Source organism: Haloarcula marismortui ATCC 43049, from assembly GCF_000011085.1.
GTDB lineage: Archaea > Halobacteriota > Halobacteria > Halobacteriales > Haloarculaceae > Haloarcula > Haloarcula marismortui.
This window is the reverse complement of sequence record NC_006394.1, coordinates 61164-79078: the sequence shown is the minus strand read 5'-3', so window position 1 is coordinate 79078 and position 17915 is coordinate 61164. Positions and strand designations below refer to the sequence as shown.

The window sequence follows — 17915 nt, the reverse complement described above, 5'->3', positions numbered from 1 at the left end:
AGACGGCGTCGACTAATCCACCGTTCCGAATTCCGGTCATGGGATTCTGAATGTTCTCTGATCATTATAGTGACCTCCACGGGGGCCAGATACGCCACCCTGTAATCCGATCGATGAAGAACACTGCAAGGAGGAACAGCGAGACGGGAACGCCGATCCGGAACAGCGTCGACACCAACTGGAGCACTGAGCCTTGCAGCAGGACAGTATCCGAGTCGCCGGTATAGCCGGGAGGATTGAGCCACCAGTGGCCGGGTTCGTATCGGGCCGACACACCGCCAGGGGAACGTTCAATCGTCGTCGTGACGGTTCCGTTCCCGGTCGTGTTCACCCGCTGCCCGTTGACGACGACGTAGCCGTCCCGTTCGTCGGTATTGATTGGTGCGCCGGTGTTCGCGTTCTGGAGGGTCACCCGGACGGTGACCGTATCTTCGGTCTGGTTCACCACCTCCAGAGAGAGGTTGCTCTCGTCGATCTGGATTCGAGCGAACTCATCGGCGGGCCGTTCTGCCTCAACCCCTCTGACGAGCCCCCACGCACGGACAGTCTCGGGCTGTTCGTCGGTCGTGGCCCGCGTCGCGATGCCGTAGCTGGCCGTGTACGACTCCGTGAGAACATCCAGGTGAACGTTCGACGGGAGCGTCGGCGGCGACGTCGACGTCCCGTACACATCCAGTATCGTCACGTTCCGGCGGGGCGACGGCGTCGGCCCCGTCTCGATGGGGTACGCGTTCACCTGGAGTGGATGGAGCGGTGAGTGGGCGGTCCGCTGTCCGTCGTCCGAGCTGTAGACCAGCGTATCCCAGTCCTTGTCTCGGGCTGAGTAGAACCGCCAGACACCTCGGACATCACCGTTGGGCAACTGGTAGCCGAGCCACGGCTGGTTCTTGTAAACGACGAGGCCGAGATCACCGTTCGGATACTCCGCGATGAACCCTGATACCGCGAGGTCATACTTCGTGACCTCGATGGAATCGGTTACCGTGACGGTCTCGGTCGGGTATGAAACGGAACTCTCCCAGTTGGTACAATCGCCTTCGTCGTTGTGAGCGGTACAAACTTCGACCTCCTTCCGAAGTCGGACCGAGATATTCGCCTGGAGCGTGAGCTGGTGGTCCTCGCCGGCGTATCCATCCAAGGAGTACGACAGTGCCGGCGTGTGGGAACCACCAGCCGTCGTCTCCTCGTCGCCGTCGACGAGGAGTCTCGTCTCCTCAACCTGATGGCTCTCCAGACTCCAGTAGACACGTCGATCGCCGGAGGTGTCGTCAGGCGGCACCGCCACCCGGTAATCGACGGTCCCGCGGAGCGTCCCGTCTGGAGCGACGTAAAGCGGCTGTCTAGACGACGAGAGGCGCGCTCGGGTGGACGGCTGAACGGCGAACACCTCAGTATAGGCTTCCTTGATGAACTGGTCGCTGGTGAGGTCCGCATCTGGTGGATGGATCGACACGGAGCTGTTGGTCGCCGGGAACTCCGAGTGGTCGCCACGGTTCCATCGCTCAACTGCACGCGGGGGCGAATCGAACGGGACATCGGTCCCCTCGCCAAGCTGCTCGACCGCCGACCCGTTACTCAGATTCGCACCGTCGGTCGCACCGTCTTGATCCCCCGACCACAGTTTGTGAAAGGTCTCCTCCGGAACGCCGTGGTCAGTACTATTCGGGGGATGGGCGCCCACTGGAACGGCGGCTGTCGATGCGACGAGGACGGCGGACATGACGAGTGCGAATCCTGGTGCGTGGTTAGAATCCACAACTCGTGCCACCGACCACGATGTTGTTCAGGATGAACTGGACGATCTCCGTCCCGAGGGGGGCGACGATCACGCCCCAGAGCAGGCCCTGATTCCGGACAGATTTCATCTCCTTCTTCCAGTCCGAGCGACGGGTGAACGGGATCGCCACCGTCGCGCCGAGCGCGAGGACGCCGCCGATGAGCGGCCCACCGAACTGGATGATGGTGAAGATGTTCTGGATGGTGTCGGCCATGTTCGAGTCGCAGAATGCGCTCCCCGGATCCGACTGTGCGGCCGCCGTCCCCACGAACAGGATCAGCGGGAGGAGCGCCAGCAGAATCGGGCCGATGGACCTGTGGATGATCCGAATGACGGACGTCGATTCCTCAGTACTGGCCGGCGTCTCGCCGGAGGGGACCTTAGCACACATCGTTTGTGGGAAAGGATAGCACGACCAAAAGAGGTCAGAAAATTTGAATGAATTTGTAGATCTTCAAAGTTCTCCAAGTTCTCTAGAGAAGTTCTCATTCTACTGGGATATATGCGACCGCATAGCCTGGGTCGAACTAATGTCAGACGCGGACACAGCAACCAGCGCCAGCAACTCCGACTCGGATGTTAGCGACGATGTGGCCCGAATCAATATGCGAATCCCGCAGGACAAATACGAGTGGTTACAGGAAGAACTCGACTCATTCACGAGTGATACAGGCCGATTCCAGTACCTCATCCAGTTCTATTCCGACCACAAAGAAGATGACACCGACTGCTGATCTGCGACCCACAGGGCGACTTAGACCTGCAGCGGAGCAACGATGAGAAGCGGGCAATCCTCGCCCTCGAAATAGTACTGCTTTACCGTCGTCGCGTCCTCGAACTCGTCCGCATCCTCAGGAAGGGTGATCGTGCGGGCGCTGCTGTGTTCGTGGATCGAGTAGATGCCGAGTTCGGAGAGGTCCTCACACTCGGCGGGATCCAGTTCTCTACTGACCGCCTCCAACCACGCTTCAACTGACACGGAGGACCGCTCGTCCGTATCAGTTTCACGGGGGGTACTGCGGGGACTGGCTTGTGCCATGATACATTTGCACATACTTGCGTCTTATCTACTAAATACTGACGGCCAATGACTTTCTTAAAATCTGACTATGTAACTAATGAAGTGTTTGTCTGACGCCGACCGAATACACGTTAAGAAACGCTATTCTGAGGCGTTGAGACACGCTTGGATATCAGCACCAGTCGGAAAAGTCAAAATCACGAGAGGAACGGCGACAAGCGACCACCCGACTGGATCCAACTGTGGAACCGGATTCGACGAGAGATAGGCTCCAATTCCGAGTACGACAATAGGGGTATAGAGGAGAGTCGGCGCGATCGAACCGAGTCGGATAGCGACCGTCGGAGCAGACGGGGCGTAAACGGCGTCAACGTATGGGCCACGTCGATTGACACCGAACGAGACTGATTCCGCATAGAGCCTGTGGACGGCGTAGTGTGCGGACTCATGGAGGATCCACGCTACACCACACGCGAGTAGGTAGACGCCGAATATCAGAACCGTCTCATGGAACATTGGAACTACCGTCGAACGGTTCGAAATGGGAGGACATCGCAGATAAGCCTGAAGGGTAACCGTGGCTAGCGACCTTAACCAACAAGCTCGTGAACAACGGCAGGCTGTTGGTTAACGCGGAGAGACAGTCGATACCGCTGCCGTTCCTCATTTGATCTCGATGACCTCGCCCTGGCCTTCGTGGAGTCGCTCGCGGATTTCAGTTAGTAACTCCTGCCCTTCCTCGTACAGCTCACTCCCTTCATCAAGTGACACCTCATCCGCGTCGAGTTGGTCGATAATCTCTTCGATTCGGTTCATCCGACTCCTGATGTCCGTGTCTTTTGCCATCGATTAGATCACCCCCAGCCAGAGTGCAGTAATGAGCAGCAACAGCACTAGGAGCACGACAATTGCAACCTTGTAGTAAACTGGCGACAGGCCCTCAGGCGCGGTCGCCTCTTCGACTGCCTCGGCCAGTTCCTGTTCGTGTTCGTGCTCCTGTTCAAAGGTCTCGTACGCGGCCTCAAGCTGTTGCTCAAGCGGGCCAATGTCGCTAGCCAGGAAGTCATTCCGAGACTTCGCGATGTACTCGCCGGCCGCTGTCGGTGTGATCGCGGCCATATCCGCTACCCGATCCGCGATTAGCCGGTCGTCAGTATGGCCAATTGCCGTGACGATCGGGGTGTTCGCGGTGAAGATCGCTTCCGCGACCCGCTCGGTGTTGAACGCCTGAAGGTTCGAATCGCTCCCACCGCCGCGGCCGACGATAATTGAATCGACGTCCTCGGAGCGGTCCAGATGGTGAATCCCGTTCGCGATAGACGTCGGTGCCTCTGACCCTTGGACGGTCGCATCCTTCACCAGGATGTCGACTGTAGGGTCTTGCTCGTGGATCGCGCTCTGGATGTCGTACCGAGCATCCCCTCGGAGTGAGGTCACAACACCGACCCGTTCCGGAAACGCTGGCGGGCGCTGTTTCTGCTCGTCGTCGAACCAGCCACGCTCTTCGAGCTCGCTGCGCAGTCGCTCGACCGCGGCCGCTTGGTCGCCGTCGCCGACGACGATCACTTCCCACGGCTTGAGGTCGATTTTCCCGCCTTCAGTCCAGTAGTCGATATCGCCTTCCAGGATGACCTCAGTCCCGTCCTCGAGCTCGGCGTCCATCTTCCGATAGCGGTTTGCCCAGATCATACAGGGGAGCTCGGCGTCGCCATCGGTAAGCGTGAAGTAGAGCGCTGTACTGTTCTGATGGAGATCCGTGACTTCGCCAATACAGCGGACACCGTCGAGGGCAGGCGCATCCTCGACGACCGAGGCGATTCGGTCGTTCAGCTGTGACACGCTGAGGACGTCTCCTGCCTCAGGCTCGACCGCCTGCCGTTCAGTATCCGGTGCGTCCGCCATCTTCGTTTCCTAACTTCTGTACAGGAACCTCAAAAAGCTACGTTCGAGTGACGGGCTTGGCTGCGTTACGCAGGCCTACAGGTCGCGGGGCTGGACCGTCTTCCGGTCGTTGGACTCGGCACGCTCTGCGGCGTCGTCGAGCAGTTCGGCGACCTCCTCGTTGAGCGTGTCGTAGAAATCTGCCGAGACGTTGTTGTCCGAGAGTGCGTCCTTCACGGCTGCTTTGACGATTAGGTCAGACATTCCATCGCGGAATTCACCTGTCCACTATATAAAGGTTCGAAGTTTTCACGCGATATCCCGACCCAGTCAAGCCAAAATCGCCTCGGGGTACCAGAGAGAACATATGCCACCCCTCAAAATAGAGAACAGACGGATGCACGATCTAACTGGGTTCCAGCGGGACATCTTGTATGTAACGGCCGGGCTCAAGGAACCACACGGGCTCGCAATCAAAGACGAACTCGACGACTACTACGAACAGGAGATCAACCACGGGCGCCTCTATCCGAATCTCGACGACCTCGTCGACAAAGGACTGCTCGAGAAGGGTGAACTCGACAGGCGGACGAACGTATACACAGTTACACAGCGCGGTCAGCGTGAAATAGAGGCACGTCGTGAGTGGGAAACCCAGTATCTGGGAACCGTGGACTCAGGGACTGCATAGCGTTCTATCCAAGTGGGTGCAGTAATCGAACAATCAAGTTCTCGTTTCAACGAAATACATCCGAGGGCTCGTTACGATCCATCCGCCAATAGGTTATCGACGAGGCGGGTGAACCGGTCGATCATCCGATCGGACAGCGAGGGGGAGATCTCTTCGAGGAGGCGAGCGGTCTCAGTCCGCTCGGCTGCGACCAGCGTCACGTGATTATTGACATCTCGGTGTTTCTCGATGAGATTCTGTTCCGTCAAATGATCCAAGTGCCACTCAAGGGTTCCCCGAGCAATCCCGAGGGACTCTGTGACAGCGTTCGGGCTGGATGTTCCCTGTTCGAGAACACAGAATAAGATGTCGCGTGCTGTTTCCCGGCGAAGGACAGCGATTGCTCCCCGCTCCCACGCATCATATTCCGGTGTGTAATAGTGGGTCCGGCCATAGAGAGGTAGGTTGACCACTCTCTCTTGATTCTGGAGTTTCCTGAGATGGTACTGTACCTGTCCTGGTGCGAGGTCGAGTCTCCGCGTGAGCGCGTTGAAGTGTTCTCCAGGGTGGGTGGCAATATACTCGTGAATTCGGTCACGTTGGTGTGTCATGTATCGAAGTTGGTCTCGTTCGAAATGGTTCGGGAGTGATAGACTGCAGCAATAACGAGCGCTACAAGAATGACATCAAGCCCGTGTTCGAGGAGGTGATGCTCGGCTTGTGAAAACAGGCCTACGATGGAGATCCCCGCAACCGCAGAGCGTCCAAGAAGGGCAGCCAATGCAGCGACGATTAACAGATATGGACGGGATTGGCGTTGAACGAACGCGCCGATCGCAAGTCCCAGAAGTACCGCTGTACCCGCAGCCGCGGCGGTGATCACCACGAGCAACGGAAGGGACTGCGAACCGGTAAACCCGCTATGGAGTGGGACAAATCCCGCCATGTGGGCTGAATTTGAAACGCAGTTACCTGAGAACGTCGATTCGAGTTACTCCGGATGTTAGAATTGTAGAGAGTGGTTGGTGGTTCCAAACCTCTTCAGAGGGAGCAGTACCCAGATGCGAACCCAAGATTGTCTCACTTTTTTGTCCTTCACTATCACGACATACACGTATGTCCTCGTTCTCAGATCGTGCGCTCCTGACGGCGGTCGTCGCGGATGTCACGCTGATTCTCGGGTACGCCATCAGTGCGGTTCATCCTGACCGTCGAGTGTGGCCCATCGGTGACAGCTCTTGGCGGTGGTGGTTCAATTGGTCAGCGCTCTCCGTCGTGTTCGCTGGGTTTCCCGTGCTGGGCGCGCTCGATCGGGACTCCTTCATTTTCACCGAACGTTGGAGCAAACTCACGGGTAGCGGTATCGCCGCACTCGGGATGGGATTTGCCCTCTCAGCACTCTTCGAACTTGGGTGGATGGAAAGCAGTGGAAGAGAAGGGGAACTTCGGACGAACGGTATCTACCAGTACACGCGCAACCCTCAGAGCGTGGGATTCATTACGTTCATCGTCGGCGCGATCATTGCAGTGAACTCCCGGAAACTGGCTGTACACGGCATCTTGACCATCCTCGTGTACGCACTGTTCCCGTTTGCCGAAGAACCGTGGCTGCGAGAGCAGTATGGCCAGGAATACGAGCAATACCGCAAGCGGGCCCCCCGATTTATCGGGTGGAACTTGGTGAAGAAGCTCATCACCAGATAGTCTACTACCGACCTTGAGCGGGGATTCAAGAACTCTACCAGAACCGCCTTTTCCGTTGGCTTCCTAACTGTCGTCAATGACTGATGAGAGAGGTATCCCTCGCAGAGAATTCCTCAAGTCGGCCGTCGCTATCGGAGGCGCAGCGGCATTCAGTGCCTGTTTAGGCCGTGAAGATGTTGACGTCCCAACAGGGCCGGATGATCTCTCGTCGTATCCACAACGTCAGCACGCTTGGAATGAGGCCCTCCCACGGGACGACCACGGGAACGTCGTCGCTCCGAGCCATCGTGTGCTCCTCTATCTAAATTACCGACGAGACGGGCCCCCGAACGAAGACGACCGTGACCAAGTTGAAACAGCTCTCCGTGGGATCGAACACGCCTACGAGCGAAGCGGGGGCGGGTTATTGCTCACGGTGAGTTATTCTCCGGCATACTTCGACCGATTCGACGAATCGCTTCCCGAAGACGTTGACCTCCCTGATCCAGAAGCACTTGCGCCGTTTGAGGATCCCGAGTTCGATACGCCCGATGCAGTCGTCCATCTCGCGAGTAACACGGCACAGGTGGTGCTCGGTGCCGAAGAAGCCCTCAAAGGGAACAAATCAACCCTCAACGGTGTCGATCAGCCTGACGCTACACTGACCGATGTTTTCTCAATCGCCGACCGGCGGACGGGCTTTATTGGGGACGGGTTGCCGGCGGAGAATGCTGACGATGCAGAGGGTGTTCCGGCAGATAAGGTCCCAGAGGACGCGCCGCTGTTTATGGGATTCAAATCGGGATTCAAAAAGAACCAGGCCAGTGAAGATCGCGTGACAATCCAGTCGGGGCCGTTCGCCGGTGGAACGACCCAGCACATCTCCAAGCTCCAGCTCAATCTCAATCAGTGGTACAATCAGGACGATCGCTGGCAGCGTGAGGCGAAGATGTTCTGTCCGTACCACGCCGAGAACGACGTAATCGAGGGCGCTGGAGACAATCTCGGAACCAGCAGCAAAATCGACGACTGTCAGCCAACGGATGAGACGGCCCGCGAGATGGGCGTCGTCGGTCACTCCCAGAAATCCGCCCGCGCTCGCGATGACGATGACTCGCCTCTCATCCTTCGGCGCGACTTCGATTCTACCGACGGTGAAACCGCCAGCCTCCACTTCCTTGCGCTCCAGCGACGGATCACCGACTTCGTCGACACGAGAGAAGCGATGAATGGCACTGACGTCACCGAGCAGTCGGCCGTCGGTCAGCGAAACAACAACGGCATCCTGCAGTACATCCGAACGGAGCGTCGCGGTAATTTCCTCGTCCCCCCACGGTCGTTGCGTTCGCTGCCGCCTGCGCGACCGGTCGAGAACGCACAGGAGGTGACGCATGAATCGTCGTGACGTGCTTCGGGCGGTCGGGGGCACGTCACTCGTGGGGCTCGCGGGGTGTACCGGCCTGTTTGAGACGCGGTCAGCGCGGGCACCACCGCTCCCCGAGAACCGCCCGGACGCAGTCTACTATCCGACCCACTACGAGGGCATGAAAATGCCCGGAATGAAGGAACAGGGCGGGTACAGTTGTGCGCTCACGTACTCGTATGCGCACCGGTTCTGGCTGATGAAGCCGAATGGGATCACGAAGGTCGAGATTCAATCCGAAGATTCGATTCACCTGATGCCGGTCGTTTGGGAGACACAGACGGGGATCATCCCACCCGATATCAATCCACAGCTCACGATTACACAGGACGGCGAGCAGGTCGACCAGTTCGCACCGTGGCCGATGCTCTCCCAGCCGATGGGGTTTCACTTCGGCGATAACGCACAGCTCCAGGGCGACGGCACATACACTGTCGAGGTCAGCATCGGCGGGCCGTCGACGCGACGGACGGGGTCGCTGGCCGAGAATCAGGGGAACGCCTCGTTCACGTTCGAGTTCGAATTCAGCGAATCGACGCTCAACGAGATCTCGTATACGGACATTCCCGACGACAGAGAAGGCACGAAGGGTGCTGTCGACCTGATGGACATGGAGATGTTACCGAGTTCGCAAGTGCCGACACCGGACGCGCTCCCGGGGGACGTTCGTGGCTCGGGGACGAGTGGGGACGCGAAGTTCGTGGTTACGATCCTCGAAGACGCGTCACGTTTCGGTGGGGACGAGGAGCAGAGGTATCTCGCTGTTTCTCCGCGCACACCCTACAATCGAACGATGCTGCCGATGATGTCGCTTTCGGGAACACTGCACCGTGACGGGATGTCAGTGTTCGACGGAATTCTACAGGCAACCATCGATCCAGAGCTCCGCTATCACTACGGAGCGACGGTCGCAGATGTACAGACGGGAGATGAGCTGACGATCACGGTCGATTCGCCCCCACAAACAGCTCGCCATGAAGGATACGAGACAGCCTTCGTTGATATGCCAGATGTGCAGGTGACGTTGTAGTTCCAAAGGTGTCTTTAGAATTCCAACCGAAGCCAAATCTATGGAAGAGAAGCACCTCCTACTGGCGACGTTACTTGGCGTTGTCTCACTCCTGGTACTCACCGGATTCGTCGTTCGCTTAGCGTAGACAGTCACAGAATGGCCGAGGCTGGCAGTTACAGAAACCCCCGGTTGACGACAGCGAGGTCGACTCAATGAATCTACCAAACATAGTATCTCAGAGGAGAACATGAATCGGAGAACGTTTCTCAAACAGGGGACTGCTCTCTCGGGGGGCCTGGTACTGTCTGGTTGCCTGGGGCGGCTCGGATTCGAGACGCAGTCTGCATGGCGTGATCCACCGATCGTGGAGGATCGACCTGACGCGGTCTACTATCCGGCAATCATCGAAGGGATGGGAATGTACGGAACGACGACGGCAGGCAGTCTCGGATTTGCACTGATGCACTCCTTCCCGCACCGTTTCTGGAACCTCACTGGCTCACGAAAGACGAAAGTCGTCGTTCAGTCGGATGATTCGGTGCATCTGATGGCGAGTGTCTGGGACACCGAGACGGAGACGATCCTCCCGGTCGACGTCTCTGTCGAAATCAGTAACAGCGACGGTCGAGTGTCCTCGACCAACCTCTGGCCGATGATCTCGCCGAATATGGGGTTCCACTACGGCGACAATATCGCTCTCCCGGGGGAAGGACAGTACGATGTGACGCTCCAGGTTGGCCCGTTGCAGACAGCTCGTACGAGTCCATTCAACGGGCGATTTACAGAGGGACAGTCTGCCACGATGCAGTTCACGTTCGATACGGATGAGACGTACAATTTGGAGATTCGCCGGTTAGGGGACAAAGCAGGCACCCGTGGGACAGTCGATCTAATGGATATGGAAATGATTCCTGAACCGGTCGTGCCGACAAAATCCGAGCTTCCCGGTCGACTACTCCACGAAGGGCAATCCGGTGACGCAACGATGCTGGTTGCTCTCGTTGACGGTGACCATCGGTTTAGTGATACTGAAGGACCCTTCCTAATCGTTTCTCCACGCACACCCTACAATCGCGTGATGCTTCCGAGGATGGCTCTTTCAGCAACACTCGACCGTGGAGGGGATACAATCACACAAGGGACACTCCAAGCGTCCCTTGATCCTGACCTCGGGAGTTTCTATGGGATGGGTATTGATGAACTCAAGACTGGCGATACGGTCAGAATCACTGTAGAGACACCACCCCAACTGGCGCGCCACGACGGCTACGAAACCGCGTTTCTCGACATGGACCCGATTGAGTTCACTGCCGAGTGATCTTTCTGGTTGAGTTCTGACCTTAGTGTGCGATCCGTTGTTCTCTCGAAACCACCAGAATCAGGGTAGATATGGGGGCGTCGCTCCTGGAAGTGAGAGAATCCAGAGGCTAATAACGGTGTACCCGATCATCACACCGATGAACGGGTACTGGCTCCGGATTGCGACGAGACGACTCGAGAAGAGTTCGTAGGCGGTCGCGTGCGCTGCCCAGATAGCGAGGAGATGCCCGATGAGCACGTAGGCGATACTCAAACCCTCGAACCACCCAGGTGGAGACAATGTCAGGGGATTCGCTGGGGGCGACAGTGGAGAGAGAATTGCCATGCCTAGAGCCGGACTGAGGGATACAGCCAGTCCGGTGTAGTGGGCGAGGTGATATCCCGCTGCGATGGCCAATAGCGAGGGTGCAAACCGAAAGGCGATACGTTTCGCTGTGATGTATGTCCCGGTCCGTCGCCGAGAGAGTACGCCCGCATACCAATACGCGGCGAAGAAAACGACGTAGCCACTGACGAAAAGGAGTGTGTAGATGAGGATCGCACGAATCTGTACGGCTCCCACTCCAATATTGGAGAGGCTGACGAGTGCCTCGGTAGTTGCTGCGCCCGTCTGCGTCGTGATGAAGCCGCTGTACGTGAGCTCCCAAATCAGCGCAATGACGAACGCAACATCGGAGGTGTCCGTGATTAAGTCTGAGTCAGTCAGGTCGCTACCGGGCAGTTTTACAGTGAGCTTCCCGTCCCGCCGTTTTACAGGGGCGACAGCCCCGAAAAATCGGAACAGGACGGATAACGGATCTGCGTTCTCGAACCACGCGTCAGGACCGAAGAGTACTGCGCCTGCGATTGTGACGGCACTGTAGCCGAGGATCGCAAGCGAAAGAATTGACGGAATCGTGCTGACAGGGAAAATCACCTCAATCCACACAAGGAGTAATAGGCCACCGACAGCTGGCCATCGGGCTAATTCTCTTGGATACGTTCTGTGTCCAGCTGGGAGAAGCGAGACGATCCCTCGCCAGGGGTTCAGTGCTGGCCAAACGTTCCCTCCAAGATACGTAAGCATCGGCAAGCCCGCTCGAACGACGACAAATGTGACGAGAATGGTGAAGCTTGCTGTCGGGAGCTGCGGTCCGGTCAGTCCGAGATACACTGCCAGTCCAAGGACGACAATCCCAAAACTACGTCCGATCCATCGAATCGGTGTCCACCAGTCGTCGACCGTCGGACCGGGGAGTGACCAGTTGTGGAGATAGCGGATAAAGGCTCGATCAGTAACGAAGCTCGCAAGTAGGGCAGAGGCGCCGATCGTGGCGCCGCCAGTGGCAAGATACAGCCATCGGGGAACGGCAAGGGTATCCCGAGGCTGCTTCGAGAGCGTCATCCCGTTACCGGCAGCGACTGTTTCGGTAAACAGCGTCAGTATCGAGACCCAGAGTACAAACTGTACGAAGAGTCTGAGCTTCGTGTTCGAGACGACCCAATGACGAAGCCTCGACCCTGGACCTGACTCTATGTGTACCTCTTCGCTTGCCCCGGTGTTCGTATCTGAGTCAGGCAAAGATAGCATACATGAATAGAAGACCGAAGTACAGGAGCACGAGGGCTCCAAGCGCTTTCAGACGGAGTGTACGCAACTCGTCTTCTTCGTCTGCTCGGGCAGAGAGGAATGCGTCCTCCTCGTCGTCATCCAGCTCTTGGGGATGTTCTAAGCCTTTGTGGAGGACGAGGCGGTCGGTCGTCGGGAACGGATGCCCACAGTAATCACACTCCCCTGCAGGTGAGTCACGCCGTGGAACCGTAGTGCCTTCGTATGACATACTCTCGAAAGCTGTTATTCGGCCGTAGGCCAGTCAGCGTTGAAACCGTTCTGGTTCGACGTTCGAACTTCTCCGCTCGCGTATCGACCTACGTGGCGTCATCAATGGCCAGAATGGTCGGTTACAACAGATCTGCTAGCGAAGAACGAAGTTGTCCAAACGCTCCCTTTGACAGCGTGGAAGTAGTCTTTTGTTCAGAGTGGTTGTCTTCGACTGGAGACTGACTCTCCGTTTCTCGCTCTTCTTCGTAGGCGTCGCAGTAGATGCACATAAAAAAGAGTAGGCAGAGCGTCTCTATAAAACCATTTGACCGTAAGATGGGATAGCGCGGAGAATCGGGACTAAGCAGTATTACCAGCTTCAGACTGTGAGGTTATACCGCACCAATATTAACTAACGGCTGAATTACAGCCATTTTCTATTAACTATAGGGGTATCAATAACAGCCGATTTATTATATCGTGAAGCTCAACTCGAGATAATGAGCGATTCCGAAGACACGGATTCAACCTTCACGGGAGCGAGTCCATGGCCACTCTTTGTCGCTATTGGATTTGCTCTCTCGGAGGTCGGTGTCGTTCTCGGCCTTCGTCCTGTCTCTGTTGCGGGACTGTTGTTGTTCGTCGGATCTGTTGCTGGCATTCTCACAGAGGCGGAGTATATTACTGAACCAGCGAAAGCAGCAGGTGTTCAAGGATTCGTCCTCTTCGGCATCGGTATCTTGCTGATCACACAGAACCAGACCGGGACGACAATCCGCGGTCAATCGATTGCGATCGCTGGTATCCTGTGTCTCGTTGGTGCACTTGTCTGGGTAGGCTTCGTTCGAAGGAAGACCCGCGCAACGGTATCGACAGCAGAGACGTCGGAAACAACATCTGATTGAGTTTCAGTAACAAACTATCGATGGAATTCGATAACACGAAAACGGTAATCGCGTTCGGGGTCCTGCTCACCCTCATAATTGGTGGGACGATGATGAGTCCGACGAGCAAAAGTACAGTCATGATGGTGAGCGTCGGCCTCGTCGTGTTTGGAGTCTTTACGCTCTTCCTCGAGGTCAAACACGGTGAGTATCGAGCAAACCATACTTAGGTCTGCATTTGAGATGAGACAACGGCCGAGTTAATAATATAGGGCAAAGTATTTATTAGGTATTGGCAGAAAATGGGTGTTTTATAGCAGTCGATTTAATAAATGTGTAGTGGCTAGGGGAGAGTGATGACCTCCCCCGACGACGATTCCCACAACAGGAGTGGTGAGCCACCGGATCGCGCCCACGAACACGAAGAAGGGTCCCACGAGCATAGTCACACGCATGACCACGACCACAGTGATCACGAACACGCCCAACACACAGAACAGGGCGTCGACGACGTTTCTCCACCCATAGACCAAGGGGACGTTGCACAATTCGCGGTCCCGGAGATGGATTGTCCATCCTGTGCAGGAAAGGTAGAGAACAGCGTCGAAAAACTGGACGGAATCCGCAGCGTCGACCCGCAAGTGACGAAAGGGACGCTGACCGTTTCATACGACGGCGAACAAACGAGTGCCACCGCGATTGCTAATCGGGTCGAAAAGGCCGGGTACACCGTGGAGGACACCGGCGAAGTGTCCTCGAAATTCACGGTTCCGGAAATGGATTGCCCGTCGTGTGCTGGCAAAATCGAGAACGCTCTCGAGAGGGTCGAGGGAATTACAACATTCGAAACCCAGCCGACGACCGGAACCGTCGTCGTCACGTACGATTCTTCGAGGACTGGAGAAGCCGATATCATCGGCGCTATCGAACGTGCCGGGTACAAGGTTACAGACACGTCGAGCGACGAATCAGGACGGCAGGACCCGACTGAGGAACGCGAGAGCATCTGGACGAGTCCACGAGCACTCAAGACGTGGATCAGCGGTGGATTCGTCGCTCTCGGCTTGCTCTTCGAGTTCTTCCTGACCGGGCAGAATGTACAGCTTGCAAGCCTTCTCGGAACGGAGCTGCTCGTCGCCGACGTACTGTTCCTCGTTGCCGTCGCGTCCGGTGGTCAGGAGATCTTCCGCAACGGCTACTACTCCGCTCGGAATCTGAACCTCGATATCGACTTCCTGATGTCGGTGGCTATCCTCGGAGCACTCGTTGCGAGCCTCGCCTTCGGTGAGGCGCTCTACTTCGAGGCGGCCACCCTCGCGTTCCTGTTCAGTATCGCCGAGCTGCTGGAGCGGTACTCGATGGATCGCGCTCGGAACTCGCTCCGGGAGTTGATGGACCTCTCACCGGATGAGGCAACCGTCAAACGGGACGATACCACGGAGACAGTTCCTGTCGACGAGGTCGCTGTCGGCGACGTGGTCGTCGTCAAACCGGGGGAGAAGATCCCGATGGACGGAACCGTCGTCGACGGTGAAAGCGCCGTCAATCAGGCACCCATCACAGGCGAAAGCGTACCCGTCGACAAGACGATGGGAGATGAGGTATACGCCGGCACGATCAACGAAGAGGGCTATCTTGAGGTAGAGGTTACCTCTGAAGCCGGTGATAACACGCTCTCGCGAATCGTGGAGATGGTCGAGGATGCCCAGTCGAACAAGACCGAGCGCGAGCAATTCGTCGAACGCTTCTCAACGTACTACACGCCAGTCGTCGTTGCCTTCGCCATTTTGACGACGGTGGGAAGCCCGTACGTTCTCGGCACGACCTGGCCCACGGCCGTCGTCTACGGGTTGACGTTACTGGTACTGGCCTGCCCGTGTGCGTTCGTCATCTCGACACCCGTGTCCGTCGTGTCGGGAATTACGAGCGCCGCGAAGAACGGCGTCCTGATCAAGGGCGGCAACCACCTCGAAGCGATGGGGGCCGTCGACGTCGTCGCCTTCGACAAAACGGGGACGCTCACGAAAGGTGAGCTCACCGTCACTGACGTCGTTCCATTAAACGAAAATTCGGAGGAAGACGTCCTCCGGTGTGCCCGCGGGCTCGAACAACGGAGCGAACATCCCATCGGCGAGGCGATCGTCGCTGAGGCCGGCAGCATGGGAGTCGCCGAGCGCGAGATCGATGATTTCGAGAGCATCACCGGCAAGGGCGTCCGGGCCGACCTCGACGGGACGCCCCACTTCGCTGGCAAGCCGGGGCTGTTCGAGGAGCTGGGATTCGACCTATCACACGTCCACGCGACCACTGACGGCGGTGTCGTCACCCAGACAGCTCGGCAGATATGCGACCGGAACAACTGCCTCGACCTTCTCGACGAGACCGTTCCCGAACTCCAAGCAGAAGGGAAGACCGTTGTCCTCGTTGGAACCGAAGACGAACTCGAAGGCGTCATCGCAGTCGCCGACGAGATCCGACCCGAAGCGAAGCGAACAGTGACGCGACTCAAGCAACTCGGCGTCTCCCGAACGGTGATGCTGACGGGTGACAATGAGCGGACTGCCCGCGCGATCGCCGAACAGGTCGGCGTCGACGAGTACCAGGCCGAATTACTCCCCGAGGACAAGGTGACGGCGATCGAGGAGCTCGTCGAGGAGTACGACGGCGTTGCGATGGTCGGTGACGGCATCAACGACGCACCGGCGCTCGCCACCGCCACAGTCGGCGTGGCGATGGGGGCTGCCGGGACTGATACCGCATTGGAGACCGCCGACATCGCCTTGATGGGTGATGACCTCGCAAAGCTCCCGTACCTCTACGAACTCGCACACGATGCGAACGGGGTCATCCGACAGAACATCTGGTCGAGTCTCGCTGTCAAAGCCGGGCTGGCAGTCGCAGTCCCGTTCGGATACGTCCCGATCTGGCTCGCCGTCCTCGCTGGCGATGCCGGAATGACGACGGCCGTCACCGGGAACGCGATGCGACTCTCTCGAATCACGCCGGAGACAGACACCGAAACCAGCGCTTCGGAGGGGTAAGATGGGTGCAGAGAATGAGGGAAACGCAACATCCCATACGGAGGCAGATCAGCAACGATACCCGTTCGGACTCTCGTCTCCGCAGTTTGCCGTCCTCGTTGTGCTCATTGGGCTCATCGGGCCCGGTTTGTTGGTATACACCTTCGAACAGGCGAACCTCTCTGCAGTTGCTGACCTCGTGTGGATCGTCGGCTATGGCACAACCGTATTTGTGGTTTGGTTCATCTGGCTTCGTCCGCTCGATTTCGCGGGCTCCTCCGCCCAAGATACATCACTCTCCGAAGAATCGGAGCGGTCCAAACCAGAACCGGAGGGAGCCGATGAGGAGATTACCTCTTCGGATAGCACTGAATCAACGGCGCAGGATTCGATGGTGACGAGTGAAGACGGGGCCCAGGAATCTACCCAGGAACAACCGGAATCCTCAGATTCGAAATAGAACCCCCTCTAATGTGAACTTATGACCCTTCACGAGCATACTGATGAGGAGACCGCAGAGCACAACCTCCCGTCTAAATCAAGTGGCAGTACGCGTCGGCTTGCGCTCGTCGCGGTCGTCAATTTCTTTGGATTCGTCATCGAACTGGCTGGTGGACTCCTGTTCGGGTCGGTCGCGCTTATCAGCGACGCACTCCACATGCTGTTCGATATGCTGGCGTACGCGATGGCGTTCGGCGCGAGCTACACCGCCGAACGGTTCGAGGGTGGCGAGGCGTGGTCGTACGGTCTCCACCGACTGGAGCCGGTTGCGGCCTTCCTGAACGGCGTCTTGCTCCTTCCAATGGTCGGATACATCGTCTGGGAGTCCTACCAGCGGTTCCTTGAGCCAGTGGCGATCAATCCCGAGTTGACGCTGATCATCGCTACGGGTGGCCTGCTGGTAAACATCGGCTCCGTGTACGTGTTGCAGGGTGGTGAGATGAGTCTCAACGAGCGCGGGGCGTTCTACCACCTGCTCGGTGACGCCGGTGGCTCTGTTGCGGTAATCGTCTCGACCGCCGCCGTCGCAGTGTTCGATCTCCCCATCGCAGACCCTGTGGCGGCCGTACTCATTGGGCTGCTGGTGCTCGCGTCGGCCGGGAACGTCCTCCGGGAAAGCACCTCGATCCTGTTGGAACGGAGCCCGGTGTCGTCCGAAGAACTCCGGGATGAATTGACGACACTCGATGGCGTCGACCAGATTGAGGATCTCCACGTCTGGCAAGTCTGTAGTCAACTCACCGTCGCAACCGTCCGACTGACAGATACGTCGACCACACTCGAGGAGCAACGGAGAATCCAGTCACGGGTTCACGACTATCTCACGAATCGAGGAATCGACCACGCAACCGTGGAGCTCGTCGGGCGTACCGATCCCGATACTGACCCTGTCGGTACGACGAATCACTCCCACTAACGATGT

At 57.5% G+C, this 17915-nt stretch carries 21 protein-coding genes; 11 read left to right on the top strand and 10 right to left on the bottom strand.

The window, feature by feature from the left end; translation table 11 throughout:
* Positions 1–64 precede the first annotated feature (64 nt).
* Complete coding sequence (locus tag RR_RS01900) at positions 65–1756, bottom strand: hypothetical protein (protein ID WP_004594539.1); 1692 nt, start codon at positions 1754–1756, stop codon at positions 65–67.
* Positions 1746–2168 (bottom strand): hypothetical protein, encoded by a 423-nt coding sequence (locus tag RR_RS01895; RefSeq protein ID WP_004594540.1) that lies wholly within the window; start codon positions 2166–2168, stop codon positions 1746–1748. The genes RR_RS01900 and RR_RS01895 overlap by 11 nt, the downstream gene beginning before the upstream one ends.
* Positions 2169–2307: 139 nt before the next feature.
* Here RR_RS01895 and RR_RS01890 point away from each other — a divergent pair, with 139 nt between their 5' ends.
* The gene (locus RR_RS01890) at positions 2308–2511 is read left to right on the top strand and encodes a hypothetical protein (RefSeq protein WP_004594541.1); all 204 of its coding nucleotides are present in this window, start codon (positions 2308–2310) and stop codon (positions 2509–2511) included.
* 20 nt (positions 2512–2531) lie between these two features.
* Here the strand turns inward: RR_RS01890 and RR_RS01885 are convergent, their stop codons facing one another.
* The 4 genes from RR_RS01885 to RR_RS01865 all read right to left on the bottom strand — a co-directional run bounded on the left by RR_RS01885 (position 2532) and on the right by RR_RS01865 (position 4943).
* Positions 2532–2816 (bottom strand): hypothetical protein, encoded by a 285-nt coding sequence (locus RR_RS01885; protein WP_049909612.1) that lies wholly within the window; start codon positions 2814–2816, stop codon positions 2532–2534.
* Positions 2817–3461: 645 nt separating this feature from the next.
* A complete protein-coding gene (xseB, locus tag RR_RS01875; protein WP_011222436.1) occupies positions 3462–3644 on the bottom strand; it encodes an exodeoxyribonuclease VII small subunit in 183 nt (60 codons plus the stop codon).
* A 3-nt stretch (positions 3645–3647) separates the two neighbouring features.
* The gene (gene xseA / locus RR_RS01870) at positions 3648–4700 is read right to left on the bottom strand and encodes an exodeoxyribonuclease VII large subunit (protein WP_004594545.1); all 1053 of its coding nucleotides are present in this window, start codon (positions 4698–4700) and stop codon (positions 3648–3650) included.
* A 75-nt stretch (positions 4701–4775) separates the two neighbouring features.
* On the bottom strand, positions 4776–4943 hold the full coding sequence (locus RR_RS01865) for a DNA-binding protein (RefSeq protein WP_004594546.1): 168 nt from the start codon (positions 4941–4943) through the stop codon (positions 4776–4778).
* Positions 4944–5076: 133 nt separating this feature from the next.
* Between RR_RS01865 and RR_RS01860 the strand changes: the two genes are divergently transcribed.
* The gene (locus RR_RS01860) at positions 5077–5370 is read left to right on the top strand and encodes a PadR family transcriptional regulator (protein WP_004594547.1); all 294 of its coding nucleotides are present in this window, start codon (positions 5077–5079) and stop codon (positions 5368–5370) included.
* A 71-nt stretch (positions 5371–5441) separates the two neighbouring features.
* Here the strand turns inward: RR_RS01860 and RR_RS01855 are convergent, their stop codons facing one another.
* Complete coding sequence (locus tag RR_RS01855) at positions 5442–5960, bottom strand: winged helix-turn-helix transcriptional regulator (protein ID WP_004594548.1); 519 nt, start codon at positions 5958–5960, stop codon at positions 5442–5444.
* Positions 5957–6235, bottom strand: a complete 279-nt coding sequence (locus RR_RS01850) for a DUF7471 family protein (RefSeq protein ID WP_225935279.1) — start codon at positions 6233–6235, stop codon at positions 5957–5959. Before RR_RS01850 ends, RR_RS01855 begins: the two co-directional genes overlap by 4 nt.
* A 230-nt stretch (positions 6236–6465) precedes the next feature.
* On the opposite strand from RR_RS01850, the gene RR_RS01845 reads away from it, so the two are divergent.
* The 4 genes from RR_RS01845 (at position 6466) to RR_RS01830 (ending at position 10785) form a co-directional block, all read left to right on the top strand.
* Entirely contained in the window at positions 6466–7053 is a 588-nt protein-coding gene (locus tag RR_RS01845) for a methyltransferase family protein (protein WP_004594550.1), read from the top strand.
* Positions 7054–7129: 76 nt separating this feature from the next.
* On the top strand, positions 7130–8437 hold the full coding sequence (locus RR_RS01840; RefSeq protein WP_011222434.1) for a twin-arginine translocation signal domain-containing protein: 1308 nt from the start codon (positions 7130–7132) through the stop codon (positions 8435–8437).
* Positions 8424–9485: an iron transporter gene (locus RR_RS01835; protein WP_004594552.1), complete on the top strand. Its 1062-nt coding sequence runs from the start codon at positions 8424–8426 to the stop codon at positions 9483–9485. The genes RR_RS01840 and RR_RS01835 overlap by 14 nt, the downstream gene beginning before the upstream one ends.
* A 229-nt stretch (positions 9486–9714) precedes the next feature.
* Complete coding sequence (locus tag RR_RS01830; RefSeq protein ID WP_011222433.1) at positions 9715–10785, top strand: iron transporter; 1071 nt, start codon at positions 9715–9717, stop codon at positions 10783–10785.
* A 60-nt stretch (positions 10786–10845) separates the two neighbouring features.
* Here the strand turns inward: RR_RS01830 and RR_RS01825 are convergent, their stop codons facing one another.
* Entirely contained in the window at positions 10846–12357 is a 1512-nt protein-coding gene (locus tag RR_RS01825; RefSeq protein WP_004594554.1) for a hypothetical protein, read from the bottom strand.
* Positions 12341–12607: a hypothetical protein gene (locus RR_RS01820; protein ID WP_004594555.1), complete on the bottom strand. Its 267-nt coding sequence runs from the start codon at positions 12605–12607 to the stop codon at positions 12341–12343. The genes RR_RS01825 and RR_RS01820 overlap by 17 nt, the downstream gene beginning before the upstream one ends.
* A gap of 481 nt (positions 12608–13088) precedes the next feature.
* Here RR_RS01820 and RR_RS01815 point away from each other — a divergent pair, with 481 nt between their 5' ends.
* The 5 genes from RR_RS01815 to RR_RS01795 all read left to right on the top strand — a co-directional run bounded on the left by RR_RS01815 (position 13089) and on the right by RR_RS01795 (position 17909).
* Positions 13089–13493: a DUF7541 family protein gene (locus tag RR_RS01815; protein WP_004594556.1), complete on the top strand. Its 405-nt coding sequence runs from the start codon at positions 13089–13091 to the stop codon at positions 13491–13493.
* A gap of 20 nt (positions 13494–13513) precedes the next feature.
* Entirely contained in the window at positions 13514–13702 is a 189-nt protein-coding gene (locus tag RR_RS01810; RefSeq protein ID WP_004594557.1) for a DUF7333 family protein, read from the top strand.
* Positions 13703–13828: 126 nt separating this feature from the next.
* A complete protein-coding gene (locus RR_RS01805; RefSeq protein ID WP_004594558.1) occupies positions 13829–16513 on the top strand; it encodes a heavy metal translocating P-type ATPase in 2685 nt (894 codons plus the stop codon).
* 1 nt (position 16514) lies between these two features.
* On the top strand, positions 16515–16952 hold the full coding sequence (locus RR_RS01800) for a hypothetical protein (RefSeq protein WP_004594559.1): 438 nt from the start codon (positions 16515–16517) through the stop codon (positions 16950–16952).
* A gap of 21 nt (positions 16953–16973) precedes the next feature.
* On the top strand, positions 16974–17909 hold the full coding sequence (locus RR_RS01795; protein WP_004594560.1) for a cation diffusion facilitator family transporter: 936 nt from the start codon (positions 16974–16976) through the stop codon (positions 17907–17909).
* Positions 17910–17915: the final 6 nt, after the last annotated feature.

Excerpts from the sequence above, each read along its gene's own strand:
- RR_RS01835 (WP_004594552.1), top strand. The coding sequence starts at position 8,424 with ATGAATCGTCGTGACGTGCTTCGGGCGGTCGGGGGCACGTCACTCGTG.
- RR_RS01845 (WP_004594550.1), top strand. The coding sequence starts at position 6,466 with ATGTCCTCGTTCTCAGATCGTGCGCTCCTGACGGCGGTCGTCGCGGAT.
- RR_RS01820 (WP_004594555.1), bottom strand. The coding sequence starts at position 12,607 with ATGTCATACGAAGGCACTACGGTTCCACGGCGTGACTCACCTGCAGGG.
- RR_RS01830 (WP_011222433.1), top strand. The coding sequence starts at position 9,715 with ATGAATCGGAGAACGTTTCTCAAACAGGGGACTGCTCTCTCGGGGGGC.
- RR_RS01815 (WP_004594556.1), top strand. The coding sequence starts at position 13,089 with ATGAGCGATTCCGAAGACACGGATTCAACCTTCACGGGAGCGAGTCCA.
- RR_RS01865 (WP_004594546.1), bottom strand. The coding sequence starts at position 4,943 with ATGTCTGACCTAATCGTCAAAGCAGCCGTGAAGGACGCACTCTCGGAC.
- RR_RS01890 (WP_004594541.1), top strand. The coding sequence starts at position 2,308 with ATGTCAGACGCGGACACAGCAACCAGCGCCAGCAACTCCGACTCGGAT.
- RR_RS01810 (WP_004594557.1), top strand. The coding sequence starts at position 13,514 with ATGGAATTCGATAACACGAAAACGGTAATCGCGTTCGGGGTCCTGCTC.
- xseA (WP_004594545.1), bottom strand. The coding sequence starts at position 4,700 with ATGGCGGACGCACCGGATACTGAACGGCAGGCGGTCGAGCCTGAGGCA.
- xseB (WP_011222436.1), bottom strand. The coding sequence starts at position 3,644 with ATGGCAAAAGACACGGACATCAGGAGTCGGATGAACCGAATCGAAGAG.
- RR_RS01855 (WP_004594548.1), bottom strand. The coding sequence starts at position 5,960 with ATGACACACCAACGTGACCGAATTCACGAGTATATTGCCACCCACCCT.
- RR_RS01795 (WP_004594560.1), top strand. The coding sequence starts at position 16,974 with ATGACCCTTCACGAGCATACTGATGAGGAGACCGCAGAGCACAACCTC.
- RR_RS01800 (WP_004594559.1), top strand. The coding sequence starts at position 16,515 with ATGGGTGCAGAGAATGAGGGAAACGCAACATCCCATACGGAGGCAGAT.
- RR_RS01825 (WP_004594554.1), bottom strand. The coding sequence starts at position 12,357 with ATGCTATCTTTGCCTGACTCAGATACGAACACCGGGGCAAGCGAAGAG.
- RR_RS01885 (WP_049909612.1), bottom strand. The coding sequence starts at position 2,816 with ATGGCACAAGCCAGTCCCCGCAGTACCCCCCGTGAAACTGATACGGAC.
- RR_RS01895 (WP_004594540.1), bottom strand. The coding sequence starts at position 2,168 with ATGTGTGCTAAGGTCCCCTCCGGCGAGACGCCGGCCAGTACTGAGGAA.
- RR_RS01805 (WP_004594558.1), top strand. The coding sequence starts at position 13,829 with ATGACCTCCCCCGACGACGATTCCCACAACAGGAGTGGTGAGCCACCG.
- RR_RS01840 (WP_011222434.1), top strand. The coding sequence starts at position 7,130 with ATGACTGATGAGAGAGGTATCCCTCGCAGAGAATTCCTCAAGTCGGCC.
- RR_RS01860 (WP_004594547.1), top strand. The coding sequence starts at position 5,077 with ATGCACGATCTAACTGGGTTCCAGCGGGACATCTTGTATGTAACGGCC.